The 20,720-nt window shown below is 74.0% G+C and carries 29 protein-coding genes; 21 read left to right on the top strand and 8 right to left on the bottom strand.

The features are described 5' to 3' along the window. Window positions 1-169: 169 nt before the first annotated feature. Window positions 170-985, bottom strand: a complete 816-nt coding sequence (locus PHY01_RS03300; RefSeq protein WP_141276905.1) for a DUF4397 domain-containing protein — start codon at window positions 983-985, stop codon at window positions 170-172. Window positions 986-1,072: 87 nt separating this feature from the next. Here PHY01_RS03300 and PHY01_RS03295 point away from each other — a divergent pair, with 87 nt between their 5' ends. The 8 genes from PHY01_RS03295 (at window position 1,073) to PHY01_RS03260 (ending at window position 5,985) form a co-directional block, all read left to right on the top strand. After that, window positions 1,073-1,657, top strand: coding sequence for an HhH-GPD-type base excision DNA repair protein (locus PHY01_RS03295; RefSeq protein WP_141276903.1), 585 nt, complete (start codon window positions 1,073-1,075; stop codon window positions 1,655-1,657). 4 nt (window positions 1,658-1,661) lie between these two features. Then, on the top strand, window positions 1,662-2,063 hold the full coding sequence (locus PHY01_RS03290; RefSeq protein WP_141276902.1) for an ArsR/SmtB family transcription factor: 402 nt from the start codon (window positions 1,662-1,664) through the stop codon (window positions 2,061-2,063). Window positions 2,064-2,158: 95 nt separating this feature from the next. Continuing rightward, complete coding sequence (locus PHY01_RS03285) at window positions 2,159-2,851, top strand: energy-coupling factor ABC transporter permease (protein WP_141276901.1); 693 nt, start codon at window positions 2,159-2,161, stop codon at window positions 2,849-2,851. A 1-nt stretch (window position 2,852) separates the two neighbouring features. Continuing rightward, on the top strand, window positions 2,853-3,167 hold the full coding sequence (locus tag PHY01_RS03280) for an energy-coupling factor ABC transporter substrate-binding protein (protein WP_141276900.1): 315 nt from the start codon (window positions 2,853-2,855) through the stop codon (window positions 3,165-3,167). Then, the gene (gene cbiQ / locus PHY01_RS03275; protein ID WP_141276899.1) at window positions 3,167-3,901 is read left to right on the top strand and encodes a cobalt ECF transporter T component CbiQ; all 735 of its coding nucleotides are present in this window, start codon (window positions 3,167-3,169) and stop codon (window positions 3,899-3,901) included. Before PHY01_RS03280 ends, cbiQ begins: the two co-directional genes overlap by 1 nt. Then, on the top strand, window positions 3,898-4,794 hold the full coding sequence (locus PHY01_RS03270; protein WP_141276898.1) for an energy-coupling factor ABC transporter ATP-binding protein: 897 nt from the start codon (window positions 3,898-3,900) through the stop codon (window positions 4,792-4,794). Before cbiQ ends, PHY01_RS03270 begins: the two co-directional genes overlap by 4 nt. Window positions 4,795-4,856: 62 nt before the next feature. After that, window positions 4,857-5,171, top strand: coding sequence for a DUF3099 domain-containing protein (locus tag PHY01_RS03265; protein ID WP_246085669.1), 315 nt, complete (start codon window positions 4,857-4,859; stop codon window positions 5,169-5,171). Between the two features lie 40 nt (window positions 5,172-5,211). Next, window positions 5,212-5,985, top strand: coding sequence for a ferric iron reductase (locus PHY01_RS03260; protein ID WP_141276895.1), 774 nt, complete (start codon window positions 5,212-5,214; stop codon window positions 5,983-5,985). Between the two features lie 7 nt (window positions 5,986-5,992). Here the strand turns inward: PHY01_RS03260 and PHY01_RS03255 are convergent, their stop codons facing one another. Together PHY01_RS03255 and PHY01_RS03250 are read right to left on the bottom strand one after the other, a co-directional pair. After that, entirely contained in the window at window positions 5,993-6,400 is a 408-nt protein-coding gene (locus PHY01_RS03255) for a hypothetical protein (RefSeq protein WP_141276893.1), read from the bottom strand. Window positions 6,401-6,437: 37 nt separating this feature from the next. Further along, entirely contained in the window at window positions 6,438-6,794 is a 357-nt protein-coding gene (locus PHY01_RS03250) for a hypothetical protein (RefSeq protein WP_246085668.1), read from the bottom strand. A gap of 182 nt (window positions 6,795-6,976) precedes the next feature. Here PHY01_RS03250 and PHY01_RS03245 point away from each other — a divergent pair, with 182 nt between their 5' ends. Next, window positions 6,977-8,041 (top strand): substrate-binding domain-containing protein, encoded by a 1,065-nt coding sequence (locus PHY01_RS03245; protein WP_141276889.1) that lies wholly within the window; start codon window positions 6,977-6,979, stop codon window positions 8,039-8,041. 21 nt (window positions 8,042-8,062) lie between these two features. Here PHY01_RS03245 and PHY01_RS03240 read toward each other — a convergent pair whose 3' ends face one another. Further along, the gene (locus tag PHY01_RS03240; RefSeq protein ID WP_246085667.1) at window positions 8,063-8,497 is read right to left on the bottom strand and encodes a MarR family winged helix-turn-helix transcriptional regulator; all 435 of its coding nucleotides are present in this window, start codon (window positions 8,495-8,497) and stop codon (window positions 8,063-8,065) included. A gap of 108 nt (window positions 8,498-8,605) precedes the next feature. On the opposite strand from PHY01_RS03240, the gene PHY01_RS03235 reads away from it, so the two are divergent. Beyond that, entirely contained in the window at window positions 8,606-9,256 is a 651-nt protein-coding gene (locus PHY01_RS03235) for a hypothetical protein (protein ID WP_141276887.1), read from the top strand. Window positions 9,257-9,455: 199 nt separating this feature from the next. On the opposite strand, the gene PHY01_RS03230 is transcribed toward PHY01_RS03235, so the two are convergent. After that, entirely contained in the window at window positions 9,456-9,890 is a 435-nt protein-coding gene (locus PHY01_RS03230; RefSeq protein WP_246085666.1) for a MarR family winged helix-turn-helix transcriptional regulator, read from the bottom strand. 171 nt (window positions 9,891-10,061) lie between these two features. On the opposite strand from PHY01_RS03230, the gene PHY01_RS03225 reads away from it, so the two are divergent. The 9 genes from PHY01_RS03225 to PHY01_RS03185 all read left to right on the top strand — a co-directional run bounded on the left by PHY01_RS03225 (window position 10,062) and on the right by PHY01_RS03185 (window position 17,203). Next, a complete protein-coding gene (locus PHY01_RS03225; protein WP_141276885.1) occupies window positions 10,062-10,346 on the top strand; it encodes an FmdB family zinc ribbon protein in 285 nt (94 codons plus the stop codon). A 56-nt stretch (window positions 10,347-10,402) separates the two neighbouring features. After that, window positions 10,403-11,656 carry a formamidase gene (gene fmdA / locus PHY01_RS03220; RefSeq protein ID WP_141276882.1) on the top strand — a complete coding sequence of 418 codons (1,254 nt, stop codon included), beginning with the start codon at window positions 10,403-10,405 and terminating at the stop codon, window positions 11,654-11,656. Beyond that, window positions 11,653-12,432: a nitrilase-related carbon-nitrogen hydrolase gene (locus PHY01_RS03215; protein ID WP_141276879.1), complete on the top strand. Its 780-nt coding sequence runs from the start codon at window positions 11,653-11,655 to the stop codon at window positions 12,430-12,432. Before fmdA ends, PHY01_RS03215 begins: the two co-directional genes overlap by 4 nt. Window positions 12,433-12,477: 45 nt before the next feature. Beyond that, on the top strand, window positions 12,478-13,938 hold the full coding sequence (locus PHY01_RS03210; RefSeq protein WP_141276876.1) for a hypothetical protein: 1,461 nt from the start codon (window positions 12,478-12,480) through the stop codon (window positions 13,936-13,938). Between the two features lies 1 nt (window position 13,939). Beyond that, the gene (locus PHY01_RS03205; protein ID WP_141276873.1) at window positions 13,940-14,239 is read left to right on the top strand and encodes a hypothetical protein; all 300 of its coding nucleotides are present in this window, start codon (window positions 13,940-13,942) and stop codon (window positions 14,237-14,239) included. Window positions 14,240-14,315: 76 nt separating this feature from the next. Further along, on the top strand, window positions 14,316-15,971 hold the full coding sequence (locus PHY01_RS03200) for a tubulin-like doman-containing protein (protein ID WP_141276870.1): 1,656 nt from the start codon (window positions 14,316-14,318) through the stop codon (window positions 15,969-15,971). A gap of 58 nt (window positions 15,972-16,029) precedes the next feature. After that, window positions 16,030-16,581, top strand: a complete 552-nt coding sequence (locus PHY01_RS03195; RefSeq protein WP_141276868.1) for a hypothetical protein — start codon at window positions 16,030-16,032, stop codon at window positions 16,579-16,581. Window positions 16,582-16,583: 2 nt separating this feature from the next. Then, window positions 16,584-16,883 carry a hypothetical protein gene (locus PHY01_RS03190; protein ID WP_141276865.1) on the top strand — a complete coding sequence of 100 codons (300 nt, stop codon included), beginning with the start codon at window positions 16,584-16,586 and terminating at the stop codon, window positions 16,881-16,883. Next, complete coding sequence (locus PHY01_RS03185; RefSeq protein WP_141276864.1) at window positions 16,880-17,203, top strand: hypothetical protein; 324 nt, start codon at window positions 16,880-16,882, stop codon at window positions 17,201-17,203. The genes PHY01_RS03190 and PHY01_RS03185 overlap by 4 nt, the downstream gene beginning before the upstream one ends. Window positions 17,204-17,209: 6 nt before the next feature. Here PHY01_RS03185 and PHY01_RS03180 read toward each other — a convergent pair whose 3' ends face one another. Continuing rightward, window positions 17,210-18,049 (bottom strand): carbohydrate kinase family protein, encoded by an 840-nt coding sequence (locus PHY01_RS03180; protein WP_141276861.1) that lies wholly within the window; start codon window positions 18,047-18,049, stop codon window positions 17,210-17,212. Further along, window positions 18,046-18,969 (bottom strand): pseudouridine-5'-phosphate glycosidase, encoded by a 924-nt coding sequence (locus tag PHY01_RS03175; protein WP_246085684.1) that lies wholly within the window; start codon window positions 18,967-18,969, stop codon window positions 18,046-18,048. Before PHY01_RS03175 ends, PHY01_RS03180 begins: the two co-directional genes overlap by 4 nt. 28 nt (window positions 18,970-18,997) lie before the next feature. On the opposite strand from PHY01_RS03175, the gene PHY01_RS03170 reads away from it, so the two are divergent. After that, window positions 18,998-19,246: a DUF3039 domain-containing protein gene (locus PHY01_RS03170; protein WP_141276858.1), complete on the top strand. Its 249-nt coding sequence runs from the start codon at window positions 18,998-19,000 to the stop codon at window positions 19,244-19,246. A gap of 7 nt (window positions 19,247-19,253) precedes the next feature. Then, window positions 19,254-19,898, top strand: coding sequence for a class I SAM-dependent methyltransferase (locus PHY01_RS03165; protein ID WP_141276855.1), 645 nt, complete (start codon window positions 19,254-19,256; stop codon window positions 19,896-19,898). Window positions 19,899-19,903: 5 nt separating this feature from the next. Here PHY01_RS03165 and phaZ read toward each other — a convergent pair whose 3' ends face one another. Beyond that, window positions 19,904-20,713: a poly(3-hydroxyalkanoate) depolymerase gene (phaZ, locus tag PHY01_RS03160; RefSeq protein WP_141276852.1), complete on the bottom strand. Its 810-nt coding sequence runs from the start codon at window positions 20,711-20,713 to the stop codon at window positions 19,904-19,906. Window positions 20,714-20,720 lie beyond the last annotated feature (7 nt).

The raw sequence follows: 20,720 nt of genomic DNA, 5'->3' as shown, positions 1-20,720 counted from the left end.
GGGTCCGCGAGACGATCAGCGGCCGGGGCCGCGGCCGGGGGAGCGGCGGGTACCGGCGACGGGGGAGCGGCCGGTGCGGGAGCCGGCGCGGCGCACCCCGCGACGACGGCCAGGGCGGCCGCGAGGACGGGTCCCCACGGCCGCCCCGGCCGGGCGCGGTGCGGGGCGGTCAGCGGCCCGCGGTGGTCGCGCGGCGGCGGACCGCCACCGCGACGGCCCCCGCGACCAGCACGACGCCGGTCAGCGCGAGCGCGCCGGTCCCGCTCTCCGACGGCGCACCCGAGGGGGCGCCCGACGGCACGCCGGACGGGGCGCTGTGCAGGCCGTCGACGGTGAAGACGACCAGGTCGAGGTTGCCCGCCTCCAGGGAGCCGATGGCGTGCACGAAGGTCGCGGTGCCCTCGGCGAGGTCCAGGTCGGCCGGGCCGATGACCGGGTCGGTGGTCCCGGCGGCGGCCACGGCGGCCGACACGGTGCCGGCCGGCACCTCCAGCGCCTCCTGGTCGGGGTTGGTCAGCCCGCTGACGACGGGCGCGCCGCCGGCCAGCACGTCGACGGCCGGGGCGGCGGCGGTGTGCCGCACCACCAGCCGTGCCTGCCCGGCGGGCACCGAGGAGACGTCGTTCACGAACGGGGTGATGGTCGGCTCGCCGGCCTCGGTCAGGTGCGCGGCCAGGGTGACGTCGGCCCCGGCCGGGAGGTCGGCGGTGGCGGAGAGCAGCGGCTCGCCGGAGCCGTCGGAGTCGGCCGGGAAGACCGTCACCTCGCGGCTGCCCGCGGGCAGGTCGACCGGGCCGGCGCTGGTGCCGGGCGCGAAGTCGTCCAGGGCGCGCTCGCCGTCGACGTAGACGTCGACCGGGGTGTCCGGGATGCCGTGGACGACCCGGACGGACCCGGTCTCCTGGGCGAACGCGACGGGCGTGACGGCGAGGGTCGTCGCGGCGGCGGCCAGCAGGCCGGCGGCAGCGAGGGTGATGCGTCGCACGAGGTACCTCTCGAGGGGTGGATGGGGGAGCTTGCGTGAGGGACTACTGCGCCCGTGCCCGTTTCGGATGCACCCGCCGCTACTCTCGTGGGCGTGCCGCTGCAGCTGAGCCAGGACTCCGAATCCGACGCGCTGCTCGACCGCGACCCGCTCGCCCTGCTGATCGGGATGCTGCTCGACCAGCAGATCCCCATGGAGCACGCGTTCTGGGCGCCCGCCGAGCTCGCCCGCCGCCTGGGCCGCGACCGGCTCGACGCCCGCGAGCTCGCCGCCCACGACCCCGACGCGCTGGTCGGGATCTTCGCGACGCCCCGCGCGCTGCACCGCTACCCGAAGTCGATGGCCGGGCGGGTGCAGGCGCTGTGCGCGGCGCTGGTCGAGACCTACGACGGCGACGTCACGCTGGTCTGGGACGGCGTCGGCGACGGCGCGGAGCTGCTCTCGCGGCTGGTGGCGCTGCCCGGTTTCGGGAAGCAGAAGGCGCAGATCTTCGTGGCGCTGCTGGGTAAGCAGCGCGGGATCACCCCCGAGGGCTGGCGCGAGGCCGCCGGGTCCTACGGCGACGAGGGGGCGCACCGGTCGGTCGCCGACGTCGTCGACCCGGAGTCGCTGCTGAAGGTGCGCGAGTTCAAGCAGGCGGCCAAGGCCGCCGCGAAGGCCGCGAAGGCCTAGGGCCGTGCACAGGGTCCCCGAGAGGCGCCGCGACGTCCGGGTCATCGACCCCGACCAGGTCTGTGACGCCACCGCGGTGCTCGCCGACACCGCCCAGGTCGAGCAGGCCGCCACCGTCCTCGACGCGCTGGGTGACGTCAACCGGCTCTCGATCCTGCTCGCGCTGCACCACGCGGGTGACCTGTGCGTCTCCGACCTGGCCTTCGCCGTCGGCATGAGCGACAGCGCCGTCTCGCACGCCCTGCGCCTACTCCGCGCGCACGGCATGGTGCTGGCGCACCGCGAGGGCCGCCTGGTGCGCTACCGCGTCACCGGCGCGCTCACCGAGCGGCTGCTCGACGTGGTGTCGGACGGGGTGGTGGGCGAGGTGGCCCTGCACGCCCACGGAGACGCCTCCGTCACATGAACGTCAACAAATGAAGACCTGTTCAGGCTTGCAGGTCGCGGCACCGCGGACCTAGGGTCGACCGACCGTCCACGCCGCGACCCCCGGGAGCCGTCATGCACATCGCCGAGGGGTACCTCCCGCCGCTGCACGCGGCCGCCTGGACGGTCGTGGCCGCCCCGTTCGTCGTCCACGGGGCCCGGGCGGTCGTGAAGCAGGTCCGCGAGGACCCCGACACCAAGCTGCTGCTCGGCGCGGCCGGCGCGTTCGCGTTCGTGCTGTCCGCGCTGAAGATCCCCTCGGTCACCGGGTCGAGCTCGCACCCCACCGGCACCGGGCTGGGGGCGATCCTGTTCCGGCCCCCGGTGATGGCCCTGCTGGGCACGATCGTGCTGGTGTTCCAGGCCCTGCTGATCGCCCACGGCGGCATCACGACGCTGGGTGCCAACGCGTTCTCGATGGCGATCGTCGGGCCGTGGGTCGCCTACGCGGTGTTCGTGCTGGTCCGCAGGCTGGGCGGCGGGTTGTCGGTCGGGGTCTTCCTCGCGGCCTCGCTGGCCGACCTCGCCACCTACTCCACGACCTCGGTGCAGCTCGCGCTGGCCTACCCCGACGCCACGTCGGGCGTGCTCGGCTCGGTCGTCAAGTTCGGCACCATCTTCTCGGTCACCCAGATCCCGCTCGCGGTCTGCGAGGGGCTGCTCACCGTGCTCATCGTGCGGCTGCTGGTGAAGGTCAGCCCCGACGAGCTGCGCCGCCTCGGCGTGCTGCGCCGGCCCGCCACCACGTCCGCCCCGCAGGAGGTCTGAGATGTCGCGCTCCACGCTGGTCAACTGGCTGCTCGTGCTCGCGGTGCTCGTCATCGCGGTGGTCCCGCTGGTGTTCATCGGCAGCGAGACCGAGTTCGGCGGGGCCGACGGGCTGGCCGTCGAGCAGATCGAGGCCGACAACCCCGGCTTCGAGCCGTGGTTCACGCCGCTGTTCGAGCCGGAGTCCGAGACGGCGTCCACGCTGTTCGCGCTGCAGGCCGCGATCGGCGCCGGCTTCCTCGGCTACCTGTTCGGCTCGCTCACGACCCGCCGTCGCCTGGCCTCGCGCGTGCCGGCCCCCGACGACCCCACCTGATGCCGGGCCTGGACACCCTGGCCCACACCAACCCGTGGCGGCGGCGCCACCCGGGGGAGAAGGCGCTGCTGGCGCTGGGGCTGGTGGGGGCGGCGGTCGCCCTGCCGCCGTGGCCCGGGGCGCTGCTCGTCGGGCTGGCCGCGTCGGCGATCCTGCTCGGCCCGTTGCGGCTGCGGCCCCGCCAGGTAGTTCGGGCGGTACGGGCGCCGATGGCGTTCGTCGTCGTCGGGTCGGTGCCGCTGCTGGTCGCGGTCGGGGGCGACCCGCTGGTCCGCTGGGCGCCCGAGGGGCTCGGCGCGGCGCTCGCGCTCGCCGGGCGGGCCACGGCCGCGCTGCTGTGCCTGGTCCTGTTCGCCGCCAGCACCCCGCTGGCCGACGCCCTGCCGCGGCTGGAGCGCCTCGGCGTGCCCCCGGCCGTCACCGAGGTGGCGGCGCTGGTCTACCGGCTGCTGTTCCTGCTGCTGGCCACCGCGGGCACCGTGCGCGAGGCGCAGGCGGGCCGGCTCGGGTTCCGCACCTGGCGCACCACCTACCGCTGCGTCGCGGGCCAGGCCGCCGCGATCTTCCTCGGGTCCTTCGACCGGGCCCGCCGCCTGGAGCAGGGCCTCGCGCTGCGTGGCTACACCGGCTCGCTGCGCGTCCAGGTCGACGACCGGCCGCTCTCGGTGCCGTTCCTGGTGGCCTCGGCGGCCCTGGTCACCGCCGTCGTCGCCGCCGCGCTGGTGCTCGCGTGACGCCGGTGCTCGCCGCCCGCGGCGTCGGCTTCGCCTACGAGCCCGGGCGCCCGGTGCTCGACGGCGCCGACCTCGCCCTGCACGCCGGCCGCCGCGTCGCCGTACTGGGGCCCAACGGCGGCGGCAAGACCACCCTGTTCCGGCTCCTCGCGGGCGCGCTCGCGCCCTCGGCGGGCCAGGTGCTGCTCGACGGCGCGCCCGTCGTCCGCACCCGGCGGGGGCTCACCGCGCTGCGCAGCCAGGTGCAGCTGGTCCTGCAGGACCCCGACGACCAGCTGTTCTCCGCCGACGTCGGGCAGGACGTCTCGTTCGGGCCGGTCAACCTCGGACTCGCCCCCGACGAGGTGCGGGCCCGCGTCGACGGGGCGCTGGCGGCACTGGGGATCACCGAGCTCGTCGACCGGCCCACGCACCTGCTGTCGTTCGGCCAGAAGAAGCGGGTGGCGATCGCCGGGGCCGTCGCGATGGCGCCCCGGCTGCTGGTGCTCGACGAGCCCACCGCCGGGCTCGACCCGGCGGGGGTCGAGGAGCTGCTCGTCACCCTCGACGCGCTGCACGCCACCGGCACGACCCCGGTGCTGTCCACCCACGACGTCGACCTCGCGCACCGCTTCGCCGACGAGGTGGCGGTCGTCGTCGGCGGGCGGGTGGTGACGGGGGAGACCTCGGCCGTCCTCGGCGACGCCGACCTGCTCCGCGCGGCCCGGCTGGGCCCGGCCTGGGCGCCCGCGGTGCACCGCCTGCTCGCGGCGGCCGGGTCCGACGCGCGCCCCCGCACCGCCGCCGAGCTGCACGCGGTGACCGACGCGGTGGTGCACGCCACCGGCGCCCCGGCCGGGTCGACAGGCGCCGCGACGGGGCGGGTGGCACCATGGTCAGCGGCGGTCGAGTGACCCGGTTCCCGTGGTCACCGCCGGTGTCCGGCGCCGCCGGCGAGGCACGCGAAGGAGGCACCGTGGCCGACCCGCAGCATGCGGCGAACCCGGTCCTGATCACGGACGCGGCGATGTCCTACGAACAGGAGCTCGCCGCACGCAAACACCGATACAAGATCATGATGGGTCTGCGCATCCCGTTGATGATCCTGGCCGCGGTGTTCTACACGATTCCCTGGCTCGCGGTCACCCTGCTCGTCCTGTCGATCCCGCTGCCCTGGATGGCGGTGCTGATCGCCAACGACCGGCTGCCCAAGAAGCGTGAGGACGTCAGCCGGTTCCGGCCCGACCGCCCCGAGCTCGAGCAGCGCGAGCACCGCGTCATCGAGGGCTGAGGAGCTCCGGGCCGAGGGACTCGGGGCCGGGAGGTCGGCGATGACGGGGGAGCCGGAGGTGCTCACCGGCGTGGCCGCCCTCGGTGACCGGTTCGTCGCGCGGCTGGGTGTCCCCACCGGGCCCGGCTGGCTGGAGGTGCCGGAACTCTTCGGGCCGGCCGCACTGGCCGCCGCGGCGTCGGCGCTCGGCACCACGAGTCCCGCGGTGGCCGCCGGCGTGCAGTTCGAGCGGTACGCCCAGCGGCTGGTCGCGCCGGTGCTGGCCGCCCTGCACCGCGACCACGCGCTGCTCGACCCCCGGCCGGCCCGCGTCCGGGTTCTCCTCGAGGGGGGTGTGCTGCGCAGGCTGGCCTTCGCCGGCGCGCCGGAACCCCTGTCCGGGCCGGCGGGCGAGGACGCCGTGCTGCACCGGCTGTTGGCCGGCAACCTCGACCCGGTCGCCGACACGCTGCACCGCAGGGCTCGGGCCGGGCGCCGGGTGCTGCGCGGGGCGGTGGCCAACGCGGTGGCGAGCGCGTTGCTGCACATGTCCTGGCCGAGGGCGGACCGGGCGGCCCACGTGGACGACGCCCTCGCCTGGCTGGACCGGGTGCCCGGCTGGGCCGACCTGGTGGAGGTGCGCGCCCGGCGCGTCGGGGGCGAGCCGTGGATGTACGTGCGACGGCGGAGCTGCTGCCTGGCTTTCCGCACCGCGGTCAACCGGGCCAGGGAGCAGCCGTACTGCAGCAGCTGCCCCGTACTGGCGCCGTCGACGACCGCCGCGCTGTTCGAGCGGGCCACCGCCGCCTACGCGGCGGCCCACCCCCGCCGCTGAGACCCGGTCACTCCGCGGAGCCGAACCGTGCCCACATCGCCGGCAGCGCGGCGACCGGGGCGACCAGGTCGTGCACCCCCTGGTCGAACAGGACCCCGGCGATCCCGGACCGGCCGAGGGTCTCGGCCATCCCGGTGAGCTCCGCGGGCGTGATCGTCAGGGCGGCGGTGTCGCGCCCGCTCCCGGTCCCGTCGCGGGCGTCGGCGAACCTCGTCACGTGCCGCTCGCTGGTGAACGCCAGCAGGTAGCGCCGCCCGCCGGCCACGCCGAGCATCGGCCGGGGATCGGTGAGGTCACCGGTGGGGAGCAGCCACCAGCGGCCCAGCCCGTAGACGGCCCGCCAGAGCCGGGCGAGGTCCGACCCGGCCGGGTCGGTGCGGGCCTGCGCGGCGAGCTCGTCCACGTCGGGGTCCATGCTGCCAGCTTAATACTTCCGAACGGAAGTTTCTTGCTCAGATCTCGCCGGCTTCCATGCGGGCCCGGCGCGAGGGCGTGAACACGCAGAGGTCGAGCAGGCCGGGCGGGTCGCCGACGCCGGGCCCGCCGCCGCGCACCCAGTCGACGACCTCGGCCACGGTCTCCGGGTGCAGGACGTTGGCCAGCCACGTCGGCCGCGCCCCGGCGCGTCTGCCTGCGGGGGAGGGGCCGACCACCACGACGTTGGACCGCTCGCAGGCGTCGAGGCAGTCGGTCACCCGGACCCGCCCGGCGTCACCGACTCCGGCGACGAGGGCGGCCACCTGGCCGGTGTGGTCGACGCCGGGGTGCTTGCGTTCGGTGCCGCAGCAGCACCCGCGACAGACGGTCACGGTGCAGCCGTCGGTGACCGGTCTGGCGCGGCGGGGGGACATGGTGGCCTACTTAACACACGTAGCTGCGCAGTGACCACTCGATCGGCGCAGCCGTTGTCTATCTCACCGCAACACGCCGGTCGCAGACTGGGCGCTCACCGCATCGGGAGAGGTCGCACCCGAAGAGCTGGGGAGGCCGGATGGCCACGGACGTGCTCGATGTCGCCTTCGTCGTGCCCGGTAGCGGGCCGTCCGGGATCTACGGCCCGTCGTGCTGGGCGAGCGGCCGGCTGGCGGTCTCGGAGATCAACGAGGTCGGCGGCATCCTCGGCCGGGAGGTCCGGCTGCGAGCCGTGGACGGGGGCCGGTCGCCGCTGGAGGTGGCCACCGAGGTCGACTCGATGGTCGCGTCGGGATCGGTGTCCGCGGTGAGCGGGTGGCACACCTCGGCGGTCCGCCAGGCGGTGGCGTCGCGGCTGCGCGGTCGCGTGCCCTACATCTACACCGCACTCTACGAGGGGGGTGAGCGCACCCCCGGGGTGTTCCTCACCGGGGAGACCCCGGCGGGTCAGGTGCGTCCCGCGATGGCGTGGATGGCCCGCGAGCTCGGCGTGCGGTCCTGGTGCCTCGTCGGAAGCGACTACGTGTGGCCGCGGGCCTCCGCGCGGGCGGCCCGGGCGTACGCGGGCTCGGTCGGGGCGGAGATCCGCGACGAGGTCTACGTGGACCTGGGCACCCAGGAGTTCGGTCCGGCCCTGCGCCGGGTGGAGCGCTCGCACGCCCAGGGTGTGCTGATGTTCCTGCTGGGTTCGGACGCGGTCCAGTTCAACCGGGCCTTCACCGAGATGCGCCTGAACGACCGGTGCGTGCGGCTGAGCCCGCTGATGGACGAGAACATGCTGCTCGCGACGGGCGCCGCGAACACCGAGGAGCTGTACTCGGCGGCCGGCTTCTTCGAGGCGCTGGGCACCGCGCACGGGCTGGACTTCGAGCGCCGCTACCTCGCCCGGATGGGCCCGACCGCTCCCGCGATCACCTCCCCCGGTGAGTCCTGCTTCGAGGGCATCACGCTGCTGTCGCACCTCGCGGCCGCCGCGGGCAGCACGGATGTCCCGGCGATGAGCTGCGTGTCCGACTCGGTCGCCTACGAGGGTCCGCGCGGCGCGGTGCAGGTACGGAACCGGCACCTGCTCCAGCGCATCTACCTGGCCCGGGCCGACGGCCTGGAGTTCGACGTGCTGGCGGAGATCAGCGGCGGCGTGTGACCCGCGGGTGGAGCCGGTCGATCACGTTCGGGCCGCGAGCCGGTCGAGCAGGTCGAGCAGCAACGCGGCGTCGGGTCCGAGGGTGCTGAGCACCTCCGCCTCGAGGGCGCGCACGAGCGGTGCGAGCCGGTCGTGCGTGGCGCGTCCGTCCTCGGAGAGGAGCACCAGCACGCGCCTGCGGTCCTGCACGTCGGGGAGCCGATAGACCGCGGCCGCGTCGACCAGCCGGTCGACGACCTTGGTCAGGGTGGGGCCGGGGACGGCGACGGCCGCGGCGATCGCGGACATCGTGCGCCCGGACCCGTCGGCCAGCAGGTGCAGCACGCGCCACTGGTCGACGGTGAGCCCCGCGTCGGCGAGCGTGGGCTCGATCCGGCGGGAGACCAGCCGCTCCGCCTGCGCGAGCAGGCGGTCCAGCGGGGCACGCACCACATGTTCGGGCCTGCTGGTCGTCACCTGGCGCCCCCTGTTCCGGCTCGGCCGGGTCCGCCGAACGCACGTCGCCATCGTAAATCAGTCATCGTGTCGATGTACTTTCGTTTGACACTATTCACATAGACTGTAATGCGCGACACACCGGAGGTGCCGATGGCCACGGACGAGGGCCTGCGCTACGAGTTGTCCGCCGTGGTCGGGTCCCTCCCGGTGCTGGAGACCCTGGCCTCGGCGCACCCGGACGCGCGCGTCGTACCGCTGGCCGTGCCCGGTCTCGGGCTGCTGCCGGTCACCGCCACGCTGGCCGCCGGGATCACGCCCGCCTCGCTGTGCGTGCTGGGGACGGGCCCGCTCCCGGGCGGCACTCCCGACGCCGCGCACCACAGGCGGACGTGGCTGACCGGACCGGAGTCGGGGTTCGACGTGCTCACCCCCGGGCTGGCCGCCCTGCTGGAGGCCGGTTCGGTGCGCGCACCGCTCGCCTGGATCGAGGCCGAATACCTCGGCCAGGACGGCCGCCAGGCGGCGGCGGTGTGGAGCTCCGGGATGCTCGTGTGCGGCCCCTTGCTGCTGGGTCCACGGGAGGAGTTCGTGTCGGCCCGTGCGCCGATCTCGATCGCCCTGCGGACCCTCGGGGTGGTCGCGGCCGGGCGGCGCGACGAGTTCGTCGTCGCCGGGCTCGGCACGCACCGGCGCACCGCCGACTGGTGCGCCGCCGGCCGGGGGACGGCGTTCCCGGGGGGCCGGGGAGCGCCCGGGGACCCGGGGGGCGCGAGGTGACCCCGTCGTTCCGTCCCGGACGCGACCGCGTCACGCCGACCGCACGCGAGCGTCGCGTGCCGGCCCGGACGGAGCGCGAACCCGACCCCGCCGGGTCCGTCGTGCCGCTCCCCGCGCCCGCGGCACCGGTCGTGGGCGGTATCGCCGGGAGCGGCGCGGTGCTCGCGGCCGGGACCGGGCCGGGCCGCCCGCTGCGGCGCTACTCGGCCAGGCGCTCGAGCAGGTGGCGCAGCGCCCTCCGTTCGGCCGCGTCGAGGTCGCCGGACATCCGGCCCTCCGCGGCGGCCACGCCCGGCGCGAGCCCGTCGTACACGGCGCGGCCGCGCTCGGAGAGCAGGACCAGGACCCGCCTGCGGTCGGCCGCGTCGGCCCGCCGGTACACCATCGCGGAGTCGGCGAGCCGGTCGACGATCTTCGTCAGCGTCGGCGCGGGCACCATCGCGTGCTCGGCGATCTCGCTCATCGGGTGCCCCGCCCCGTCGGCGAGCAGGTTCAGCACGCGCCACTGGTCGATGTTGAGCCCGGCGGCGGCGAGCTCCTGCTCGACCTCACGGGTCATCCGGTACGCGACGCGGCCCACGAGGTCGCCCAGCGGTACGGGGCGGCGCACGTCGTCGCTGCGCACCACGGACACGTGCCGCCCCCTTCCCCCGGGTCCGGACACATGATCGCTCCTGGGGTCGTCGGCCGCCAGGCCGGGCCCGATCACGCACTCACCCTGCCGGTTCCCCTGGTCGGGAGGGTTGACAGTTACTTCCGATCAACATAGTTTGAAATGACAGTAATTGGACGTGAGGAGGTCGCGATGCCCACCTACCTGTTCTCCTGCACGGTCTGCGGGGCCTTCGACCTGATCCGTCCGATGAGCGAGTCGGGAGCGCCCGCCGAATGCCCGTCGTGCGCCCGGCCGGCGCGGCGGGTCCTCGCTGCCCCGGCGCTGCGGTCGCTGCCCACCGGGCTCCGTTCCGCTCTCGACGCGCAGCACCGCAGCGCCGACCTACCCGACGTCGTCACCTCGCCTCCGCCCCGGACCGGGCGCGTCCAGCGGCGGGTGACCGACCCCCGCCAGCTGCGGCTGCCCCGCCCCTGAGCCCGTCCCTGCGCTCCGTCCCCTGTCCGTCCGAGAAGAATCGTTGGAGGTTCGCCGTGCCTGATGTCGTGTTCAGCGTGGACCAGGCCAAGTCGATGCGCGACCAGGTCGTGCCCGGTCACAACCGGTGGCACCCCGACATCCCGGCGGCGGCCACCGTCAAGCCGGGTTCGTCGATCCGGATCGAGTGCCGCGAGTGGACCGACTCCCAGATCGGCAACAACGACTCGGCCAACGACGTGCGCGACGTCTACCTCGACGGCTGCCACATGTTGTCGGGCCCGATCGCGATCGAGGGGGCCGAGCCGGGCGACCTGCTCGTCGTCGACATCCTCGACCTCGGCCCGGTGCAGGCGCCGCAGGAGTACGGCGACGCGCCCGGCCAGGGATGGGGCTACACCGGCATCTTCTCCAAGCTCAACGGCGGCGGCTTCCTCACCGACCAGTACCCCGACGCCTACAAGGCCATCTGGGACTTCAGCGGGCAGAAGGCCACCTCGAGGCACATCCCCGGCGTCAGCTACACCGGCATCACCCACCCCGGCCTCTTCGGCACGGCGCCCTCCCCGGGACTGCTGGCGAAGTGGAACGAGCGGGAGCGCGCACTGATCGCCACCGATCCCGACCGGGTGCCGCCGCTGGCGCTGCCCCCGCTGGAGGCCGCCGTGCTGGGGGGCACCGCCACCGGTGAGGAGCTGGCCGGCATCGGCCGCGACGGCGCCCGTACCGTGCCGCCGCGGGAGAACGGCGGCAACCACGACATCAAGAACTTCACCCGCGGGTCGCGGGTCTTCTACCCCGTGCACCATCCCGGCGCGCTGTTCTCCGGCGGCGACCTGCACTTCTCCCAGGGCGACGGCGAGATCACCTTCTGCGGCGCCATCGAGATGGGCGGGTTCATCGACTTCCACGTCGACCTGATCAAGGGCGGCATGCAGACCTACGGGGTCACCACCAACCCGATCCTCATCCCGGGCAACGTGGAGCCGCGGTACTCGGAGTTCGTCACGTTCATCGGCATCTCGGTGGAGCACGACACGAACACCAACTTCTACAACGACGCGACGGTCGCGTACCGCAACGCCTGCCTCAACGCGATCGAGTACCTGAAGAAGTTCGGCTACTCGGGCCCGCAGGCGTACCTGCTGCTCGGGTCGGCGCCGATCGAGGGCCGGGTCAGCGGCGTGGTGGACATCCCGAACGCCTGCTGCTCGCTCTACCTGCCCACGGCGATCTTCGACTTCGACATCACGCCCTCGGCCGCCGGCCCGATCATGGCCGACCGCGGGGCCTGCGCGGTCTCGTCGTGAGGACGGTCGGGGTCGCGGTGCTGAGCCACACCGTGCCGGCGCCGCGCACCCGCGGTGACGTGCGGCTCAACTACCTGCGCATCGCCGACCTGGTGGTCGGCATGGCGCACGGTGAGCCCGGCCTCGACCTGATCGTGTTCCCCGAGTACGGCACCCACGGCTTCCGCACGGCACCGGAGGCCGGCCCGCTGGTCGAGCCCGGAGAGGACGTCGCGATCTTCGCCCGGGCCTGCCGGACGGCCGGGGTGTGGGGGGTGTTCTCGACCAGCGGCGGGTGCTGCCGCCCCGAACCCGGGCACGCCGTGGTGCTCATCGACGACCGTGGCGAGGTGGTGGCGCGGCACCGGCGCGGCCCGGGAGGCCGCGGTGGCGACCCGCCCGACGTCGTCGACGGTCCGGGTGGGCTGCGCACCGGCCTGAGCATCAGCCGGGACGACCCGCTCGCCGGCCCGCGCTGCCGGTACAACGGCGCGGAGCTGCTGGTCCGCTACCAGGCCGAGCCGGGTCTGCCGGCCGCCGCGCAGGTGCGGGCGGCGCGCGCGGCGGCCTGGCTGGGCACCTGTTACGTCGTGGCCCCGAACGCGGCGGGGCGGTCGGGTCCGCACCGCTGGTCGGGGCATTCGACGATCGTCGGTTTCGACGGCGCGACCCTGGCCGCCTGCGGCGACGAGGAACACGAGTTCTCCTACGCAGAACTGTCGGTCGACGCGCTGCGCCGGGCCCGGGCCGGGCGCCGCCGGCCGGGGCCGACGCCCGTGCCGGCCCGCGCCTGCTGACCCGCACCCCAGTCCGAGTGATCAACCAGAGAGGTGCAATCCCAGATGTCAGACGACCACGGCCACGGGCACGGACACGACGACCACGACACCACGCTCGCCCGCATCGAGGCGCTGAGCAAGGAGAACGTCCACCACGCGGGCGACCACGAGGGACCGTTCTCGCTGCACGTGCTGGGCCTGGGCGCGGCCGGTGCGGCGGTCGTCGCCGAGATCCTCGCCGACGCCCCGGACGGCTTCACCGCGCTGGCGGTGAACATCGGCGACGAGCCGCTGGCCGCCGTCCGGGCCGCGGCGGGCGGCTCGGCCGCCGTCACCACGGTGGACCTGCCCATCCCGAGCCGGGCCGGGCTGTCGGCCTCGCTGAACCGCTACCGCGAGTTCCTCAAGATGGAGTACCCGCGCTACTACTGGAACCCGAACTACGAGCCCTGGCTGCCCGGCGACCTGGCCCTGCCCGGCCCCGGCGAGCCGGTGCCCCGCGCCATCGCCAAGGCGATCTACAACTGCGAGTACTACCAGAACGGGGAGATCACCCGGGCGATGGAGGACTTCGCCGCAGGTGTGCTCGCCAGCGACAAGACCCCGGTCGTGGTGATCCCGTTCTCGCTCGGTGACAGCACCGCCAGCGGGATCGTCGTGGACCTCGCCCGGCACCTGTCGTCGATCAAGCTGGGCCGCCGGCCGTGGGTGGTGGGCGTCGGCATCACCCCGACCGAGCCCTCCGCCGAGTTCTTCCCGGTGATCAACGAGCTGGACTGCATGATCGACACCCCGAAGAACCAGGGCGTCATGGCCGTGTGGGGCGACCTCTACAAGAACCCGTTCACCGGCGGCTTCTTCTCGGTCCCCCAGCCCGAGGGGCGCGACGTCGCCCCGGGCGTCGCGAAGTTCCTCGCCGCAGGCGGCGGGAAGGACCTCTACGAGTCGCTCAAGGCACTGAACTGGCTCGCCGTCCCCGGCGACCAGTGGCACCCGGCGATCCGCGGGGAGCAGAGCGACAAGTGGCTCAACATCCTGACCGTCACCGACCTCGACGACGCCGGATCGCTGGGCGACCTGGGCCTGACCAGGGGATTCTCCACCGAGTACGCCGAGGCGCGCGTGTTCGGCTCCGGCAAGGAGGCCACGGCCGCGGCGAAGGCCGTCGGCCCGGCGATCTCCGAGGTCGCGGCCACCCGGGTCCCACCGGTCGTCAAGACCGCGCCGGGCGCCGGCTTCGTCAGCGTGGTGATCCCGCGCGCCACCAAGCTGGACCTGGCGGCCTTCGTCCCGTCCCGCGACCTCTACGACCCGCTGGAGTGGGACGACAAGCTGCTCCTGCACTCGTGGATCCTCGACCTCGGGGTGATGCTGTGCGAGCCCTCCATCCGGTTCGACGGGATGGGCGGGGAGTGCATCTGGGGCTGCGCCTGCTGGGTGGTCGTGCCGCACGCCGCGATCCGCGGCGAGGTGGTCGAGACACCGGTGGCCGTCCCGGAGGCAGTCATCGTCGCGGGCGCCTGACGTGGCCACCGAATGGGCCGACGTCGTCGCGCGCTACCGGGACGGTGCCGAGCTCCCGTCGATGCCGGGGGCGCGCACGCTCAAGGTCACCGGCGCCGACGACGGCTACATCTACGTCTCGCACCGCCTCTGGCAGGACAGGATCACCCGGGCCCACCTCGAGAAGGCGATGGCGCTGCTCGACGAGGGCCGCATGACCCGCAACTACGGCGACGTGATCGACCACTACCGCACCTACATCGCCGACGAACGACCGACGACCGCCGCCACGATCCTCAAGGACCTCGGCTACCTCGACTGACCCGGCCGCCGTCCCCGGCCCTACCGCGCTGCCGCACGCCCGAATCCAGCCGCATTTCCGAAGCAGGAGGAACGCAATGGCACTGTCCATGTACCACAGCGCGACCGGCGCCCAGTCGCCGCACTGCATCCACGCGATCGGTATCGGCAAGACCGGTGCCTACATGGTGGAGGCGCTGCTGCGCACCGGCGAGATCGAGGACATGCTGGAGGACCCGCGCGCGCGGTTCACGGGCCTGTCGATCGACATCGGCGACCAGGACCAGCACGAGCTCAAGGAGTACGTGAACGGCTTCGACCAGCGGCTCACCGAGCGCGGCATCCCGACCGACCGGGCCCAGGTCCGCACGGTCTCGCTGGACGTGCCGGAGAAGAAGGACCTCATGACCAGCCTCAACCGCTGGCGCGAGTACCTGAAGATGGAGTACCCCCGGTACTACTGGAACCCGAACTACGAGCCGTGGCTGCCCAGTGACACCGAGCTGCCCAAGGCCGGGGACTCCGTCCCGCGGGCCATCTCCAAGGCCATCTACGGGCACTACTACTACGGCGAGGACAAGTCGCTGGAGAAGGAGCTCGACGACTTCGTCGCGAGCATCAACCGGACCAAGCTGCCCTCGCTGGTGCTGGTGTTCTTCTCGATGTCCGGCGGTACCGGCTCGGGCATGGTCGTGGACCTGGCGCGGCACCTGTCCAACGTCAAGCTCGGGCGGCGGCTGCCGGTCGTCGGGGTGGCGGCGATGCCGTTCTCCGGCGACGAGCCCCACGCCGGCGGTGCCGCCGCGCTCTACCCCACGATGAACGAGATCGACTGCATGCTCGACGACGCCAAGAACCAGGGCGTCATGGCGGTGTGGGGCGACCTGTACAAGAACCCGTTCACCGGGGGCTTCTTCGCCCTGCCCCAGGAACACTCCTGGCAGCGGCTGGGGTCGTACACCAAGACCGGGAAGCCGGCGATCCGCGACGCGCTCCGCAAGGGCGTCACCCGGAAGTTCGTCAACGACTCGTTCATGCGTTTCGTGGTGCAGGACTACGGCCGCCTGCTGTTCAAGATGCTGCGCCCGATGGGCTTCACCGGGGCCCCGCACGAGCGCAACATCTCCGGCGACCGCACCTGGACGGTCTTCGACGTCGCCAAGTACACCCACCCCGGCGTGGAGGTGCTGCCCGGCGAGCCGCGCAGCAAGTGGCGCGAGGTCGTCAGCAAGTGGATCGGCTACATCCCGCAGTGGTCGGGCCTGAAGGAGGGCTTCAAGACCGACTACGTCGAGGCGCACACGGTGGCCCCGCGCGAGCTGTGGAACGAGGGTCTGGAGACCAAGCTCAGGGAGACCCTCCAGACGTTCGTGCTCGACGGGGACGACGGCACGGTCAACACCTCGGTCGGGGAGTTCTTCGACGAGCTCACGGCGTACTCGAACATCATCATCCCGGGGGTGGCGAAGACGGACTTCACGGCCTTCTACGCCGCCCGTGACGCCTACGACGCGATCGAGTCGTGGGACGAGAAGCTGATGATGCACTCCTGGCTGCTCGACCTCGGCGTGATGCTGTCCGAGCAGTCCATCCGGTTCGACGGCATGGCGGGCGAGTGCATCTGGGGCTGCGCGTGCTGGGTGGTCATCCCGCACGAGGCCATCCGCGGCGACGCACCGGTCTCCAAGGACGTCACCGTGGTGCAGGCCGACCACATCTCGATGATGGTCAAGACGGTCGTCCCGACCCCCTGACCGCCGGAGCCGGCCGGCGCACCCGCCGGCCGGCTCCACCCCCGTCTGGAGACCCGCGATGACCAGCACCGCCGGTGGTCACGGCCCGACCGCCTCCGCGGAGGGCCCCGCCCCCGTCGACCCGGACCCCGCGCCGGAGGGGGCCGAGTTCGCACCGGAGTTCGACGAGTGGCTCGACCGGTTGGGCGCGCTGTTCGAGGCCGTGCGGTTCACCTGCACCCACCGCCTCGTCGACCCGTCCCTGGCCGAGCAGGTGGGTGTGCAGGTCGTCGCGGGGATGGTGGCGCGGCCCGCGGTCTTCCGGTACTTCGGGCTGCCGTTCTCCGGCCGCATCGCGAAGCTGGCCGAGGGGCTGATCGCCGTGGCCGACGCGGGTGAGCTGGTGTCGGTGTGCGGCTGGCCCGAGCTGCGCGACCGGGTCGGGGGCCTGCCAGCGGAGCACCGCGCGGCGTTCGTCGTGACGTGCCTGCGCGGCGGCGACGTCGAGGAACTGGCAGCGGTGCTGTCCTGCGACGGGGCCGCCGCGGAGTACCGGCACGAGGCGATGCTCGCGGACCTGGGGGAACTGGTGCGGCCCGGCCTGGCGCCGGCCCGTGTGGAGAGGGGCTGAGGATGCCACTGGACTGGCAGCGCGTCGTGGACCGCTACGGCGGCGGGAAGCGGATCCCGACCGTGGCGGGCGGGAAGATGCTCGAGATCACCGGCGTCGACGACGCCGGGGTGCACATCCGGCACTCGCTGTGGCGCGACACGCTGGCCCGCGAGCACCTGGAGAAGGCCGCCGGCCTCATCGAGTCCGACGCGATCAGTCGCCACGCCGGGCTGTTCGTCGAGGAGTACCGGGCGCTGGTGGCGGACGTGCGGGCGACCTCGGCAGCACACGTGCTCAAGGACCTGGGGTTCCTGGAATGACCCTGGACTGGTCCGCGGTCCAGCAGCGCTACCGCGGCGGCCGGGCGGTGGCGCCGCTGGCCGGGTCGTCGACGATGCGGGTGGAGGCGGTTGGCGACGCGCTCGTCGTCACCCAGCGGCTCTGGCGGGCGGAGCTGTCGCGCCGCGAGCTGGAGGTGGCCGTGGCGCTGCTGGGGGACCGGTCGCCGGAAACCGGCGCCGTCGCGTTCTCCGAGGAGCTGCGCCGGTACTACTCGGGCGGGCCGCAGGTCCGGCCCACCTGCTCGCGCACGCCCAACCTGAGCGCGGTGGTGATGGCGGACCTGGGCCTGCTCCGCTGAGCCGGATCAGCGCGCGAACGGCCGCGGCGGGCGGGCACCGGGGTGCTGCACGGCCGCCGCGCCTGCCTCGCACCCGGCCCGCAGCGCGTCCCGCGGGCCCGCCCCGGCGAGCCAGGCCCGCAACAGGCCCGCGTCGAAGGCGTCGCCCGCGCCCGTGGGGTCGCGCACCTCGACGACGGGGGCGGGCACGCTCCACGTGCCGCGCGCGTCGGTCCAGGTCGCGCCCTCCGCCCCGGCGGTGGCGGCCACCGCGCCGACCGCGCCGTGCACCCCGTCGCCCAGCGCCGCCAGCTCGTCGGCGTTGGGCAGCAGCAGGTCGACGCCCGCCACCCAGCCCGGGAACTCCGGGGTCAGCGCGGGGGCGGCCTGCGGGTCCACCGAGGTGCTCCAGCCGGCGTCGCGGGCCGCGGCCAGCGCCGCGAGCCCGGCCGGGCGCGACGACGGGTCGAGCAGCACGTAGCCGGACAGGTGCAGGTGCCCGCGCCCGTCGAGCGGGGGCAGGTCGGCGGGGCACAGCCGCGCGGCCGCGCCGCGGTCCGAGAGCATCGTGCGGTCGCCGTCGAGCAGCACCACCACGGTGGCGGTCGGCTCGTCCGGGTCGACGGTCAGGGCCAGGTCGACGCCGGGCAGGTCGGCGGCGGCCGACCGCCCGGCCGCGTCGTCCCCGACGCGCGCGACCAGCGTGACCGCGGACCCGAGGTGCGCGAGCCAGGCCGCCGTGTTGGCCCCGGCACCGCCCGCGACCGTGCGGATGCGGGCCGGGACGTCGGCGCCCGGTGCCGCGGGGGCCGACGGGGTCACCAGGACGTCGACGGCGAGGTCGCCGACGACCACCACCCGGCTCACGCGACCAGCGCCCGGGCGACCTCCGCGGCGAGACCGGCGTTGGCGAGCACCAGTGCCAGGTTGGTGCGCAGGCTCGCGCCGTCGCTGCCGGCGTGGAAGTGCTCCAGCAGGGCCGGGGTGACGTCCTTGCCGGTGATCCCGCGTTCGGCGAGCAGCGCCAGGCCGCCGGTGAGCAGGCGGTCGTGCAGGCCCGCGTCCAGCTCGTCGTCGACGGCGACGGGCTGCGCGAGCACGGCGCCGACGCCGGGGGACAGGTCGCGGTGCGCGCGCCACACGTCGGCGGCCTGCGCGGGCGAGTCGACGCGCCAGGGCACCGGCTGGCCGGAGTCGCGGCGGTAGAAGCCGGGGAAGGCGTCGGTGCGGTAGCCCAGCACCGGCACCGACTGGGTCTCCAGCACCTCCAGCGTGGCGGCGACGTCGAGGATCGACTTCACCCCCGAGCAGACGACGAACACGCCGGTGCGGGCCAGCGCGGCCAGGTCGGCCGAGACGTCCCAGGACTCCCGCGCGCCGCGGTGCACCCCGCCCAGGCCGCCGGTGGCGAACAGGGCCACCCCGGCCGCGGCGGCCAGCGCGGCCGTCGCGGCCACCGTCGTGGCGCCGTCGCGGCCCAGCCCGACGGCCACGCCCAGGTCGCGGACCGAGAGCTTGTCCAGCCCGCCGCCGCAGACCCGGTCGAGCTCGGCCGCGGACAGCCCGACGCGCGGCACGCCGTCGAGCACCGCGACGGTGGCCGGGACGGCGCCGTGCGCCCGTACGCGCTCCTCCAGCTCGCTCGCGGCGGAGCGGTTGCGCGGGGCGGGCAGGCCGTGGGCGAGGATCGTGCTCTCCAGCGCGACGACGGCGCCGCCCGTCGCGAGGGCGTCGCGGACCTCGGGGGAGGGGACGGGACGGAGGGCGGAACGGGACACGTGGGCCATCATGGACGGCCCTGTCATACTCGATTTCATGGCCACCCAGGTTCTGCCCGACGTCGAGACCCGCCCGGAGGGCACCGACAGCACGGGCACCGACGAGCCCAAGATGTTCCACTACGTCAAGAAGAACCGGATCGCGGAGAGCGCGGTGCTGGGCAACATGGTGCAGGCCCTGTGCGGGGAGACCTTCCCCGTCACGCGGTCGCCCAAGCCCGGCTCGCCGGTCTGCCCCGACTGCAAGAAGATCTACGACGGGCTGCGCCCCGGTGGGGACGACTGAACCGGCCATGCCCACACGAGGTGCCGTACGCGGCTGGCTCTACGACCGCGTGATCACCGGCCTCACGGCCGGCTGGTACCGGGCGGTGTTCGACCGCCTGCCCCACGGCGCCCGCATCCTGGACGTGGGCATCGGCACCGGTCACGCCCTGGCCCGCGGCGCCGACCGGATCCGCGAGAAGGACCTGCGGGTCACGGGTCTGGACATCGACCGCGACTACCTGCACCGCTGCGTCGAGGAGATGCGCCGGGCCGGGCTGTCCGGGCAGGTGACGCCGCTGCTGGAGTCGGTCTACGACCACCGCGGCGGCCCGTACGACGCCGCCTACTTCAGCGCCAGCCTGATGCTGCTGCCCGACCCGGTGGCCGCGTTGCGCCACGTGTCCGGGCTGCTCGCCCCCGGTGGGCAGCTGTTCTTCACCCAGACCTTCCACCACCGGCGCTCGCCGCTGAGGGAGAAGGTGAAGCCGCTGATCCGGCACGTCACCACGATCGACTTCGGCACCGTCACCTACGAGGACGACTTCCGGCGCGTGCTGGCCGCGGCCGGCCTGGAGGTCGTGGAGCTGGTCACGCTCGGCACCACGCGCGCGTCGTCCTACCGCCTCGCCGTGGCCGTCCCCGACGGCGACGGCCGCAGAGCGGCGGCCTGAGGGCCCTACCCGGCCAGGAACCCGTCGATCACCGGGGCGAGCTCCGCCGCCTCGGTGAGCAGCGCCAGGTGCCCCCCGGAGTAGACGTGCAGCCGCGAGTTCGGGATGCCCTTGTGCATGATCCGGGCGTTGACCAGCGGGATGATCGGGTCGTCGTCACCGGCGACGATGAGCGTGGGCTGCCGGATCAGCGGCAGGCCCGGCAGGCTGCTCCACCCGGCCCCGGCGAGCAGCTGGTAGTAGTAGCCGCGCTTGGGGCCCCGGCGGGTGTAGGTGTGCAGCACCTCCGAGGCGCGCTCGGGGTGGGTGCGCATCGTGCCGCCGTAGATCTCCCCGGCGATGGTGCGCGCGTACTCGGGGTCGCGGTGGCGGCGGGGGGTGAGCATCTTGGCCAGCACGTTCGGCCGGGCCGGCACCATCAGCGAGCCGGTGCCGGTGGCCGCCAGCACGAGCTTGCGGCAGCGCCGCCGGTTGACCGCCGCGAACTGCTGGGCCAGCCCGCCGCCCCAGGAGAAGCCCATGACGTCGACCTGGGAGTAGCCCAGGCGCTTGGTCAGCGAGCCGACCAGCGGGGCGAAGGTCGACATGTGGTAGGGCAGCAGCGGCATCGGCGAGCCGCCGATGCCGGGCACGTCGAAGCGGACGACCTCCAGCTCGGGCGGCAGCTCCTCGACGAAGGGCTGGAGCAGCTCGAGGCTGGCGCCGATGCCGTTCATCAGCAGCAGCGGGGTGCGGGAGGCGTCGCCGGTGGCGCGGCGCACGGCCACCCGCAGGCGGCGGCCGCGTACGTCGACCTCGAGCAGTTCGTCCGTCATCACGTTG

The organism is Pseudonocardia hydrocarbonoxydans (genome assembly GCF_006539565.1).
GTDB classification, from domain to species: Bacteria; Actinomycetota; Actinomycetes; order Mycobacteriales; family Pseudonocardiaceae; genus Pseudonocardia; species Pseudonocardia hydrocarbonoxydans.
This window is presented reverse-complemented; position numbering and strand designations above follow the sequence as displayed.

Coding starts and splice junctions, on each gene's coding strand:
- PHY01_RS03260 (WP_141276895.1), top strand. CDS start 5,212: ATGACGGGGGAGCCGGAGGTGCTCACCGGCGTGGCCGCCCTCGGTGAC.
- PHY01_RS03255 (WP_141276893.1), bottom strand. CDS start 6,400: ATGGACCCCGACGTGGACGAGCTCGCCGCGCAGGCCCGCACCGACCCG.
- PHY01_RS03190 (WP_141276865.1), top strand. CDS start 16,584: ATGCCACTGGACTGGCAGCGCGTCGTGGACCGCTACGGCGGCGGGAAG.
- PHY01_RS03245 (WP_141276889.1), top strand. CDS start 6,977: ATGGCCACGGACGTGCTCGATGTCGCCTTCGTCGTGCCCGGTAGCGGG.
- cbiQ (WP_141276899.1), top strand. CDS start 3,167: ATGCCGGGCCTGGACACCCTGGCCCACACCAACCCGTGGCGGCGGCGC.
- PHY01_RS03200 (WP_141276870.1), top strand. CDS start 14,316: ATGGCACTGTCCATGTACCACAGCGCGACCGGCGCCCAGTCGCCGCAC.
- PHY01_RS03235 (WP_141276887.1), top strand. CDS start 8,606: ATGCGCGACACACCGGAGGTGCCGATGGCCACGGACGAGGGCCTGCGC.
- PHY01_RS03225 (WP_141276885.1), top strand. CDS start 10,062: ATGCCCACCTACCTGTTCTCCTGCACGGTCTGCGGGGCCTTCGACCTG.
- PHY01_RS03165 (WP_141276855.1), top strand. CDS start 19,254: ATGCCCACACGAGGTGCCGTACGCGGCTGGCTCTACGACCGCGTGATC.
- PHY01_RS03185 (WP_141276864.1), top strand. CDS start 16,880: ATGACCCTGGACTGGTCCGCGGTCCAGCAGCGCTACCGCGGCGGCCGG.
- PHY01_RS03195 (WP_141276868.1), top strand. CDS start 16,030: ATGACCAGCACCGCCGGTGGTCACGGCCCGACCGCCTCCGCGGAGGGC.
- PHY01_RS03280 (WP_141276900.1), top strand. CDS start 2,853: ATGTCGCGCTCCACGCTGGTCAACTGGCTGCTCGTGCTCGCGGTGCTC.
- PHY01_RS03175 (WP_246085684.1), bottom strand. CDS start 18,969: ATGGCCCACGTGTCCCGTTCCGCCCTCCGTCCCGTCCCCTCCCCCGAG.
- phaZ (WP_141276852.1), bottom strand. CDS start 20,713: ATGACGGACGAACTGCTCGAGGTCGACGTACGCGGCCGCCGCCTGCGG.
- PHY01_RS03170 (WP_141276858.1), top strand. CDS start 18,998: ATGGCCACCCAGGTTCTGCCCGACGTCGAGACCCGCCCGGAGGGCACC.
- PHY01_RS03285 (WP_141276901.1), top strand. CDS start 2,159: ATGCACATCGCCGAGGGGTACCTCCCGCCGCTGCACGCGGCCGCCTGG.
- PHY01_RS03210 (WP_141276876.1), top strand. CDS start 12,478: ATGTCAGACGACCACGGCCACGGGCACGGACACGACGACCACGACACC.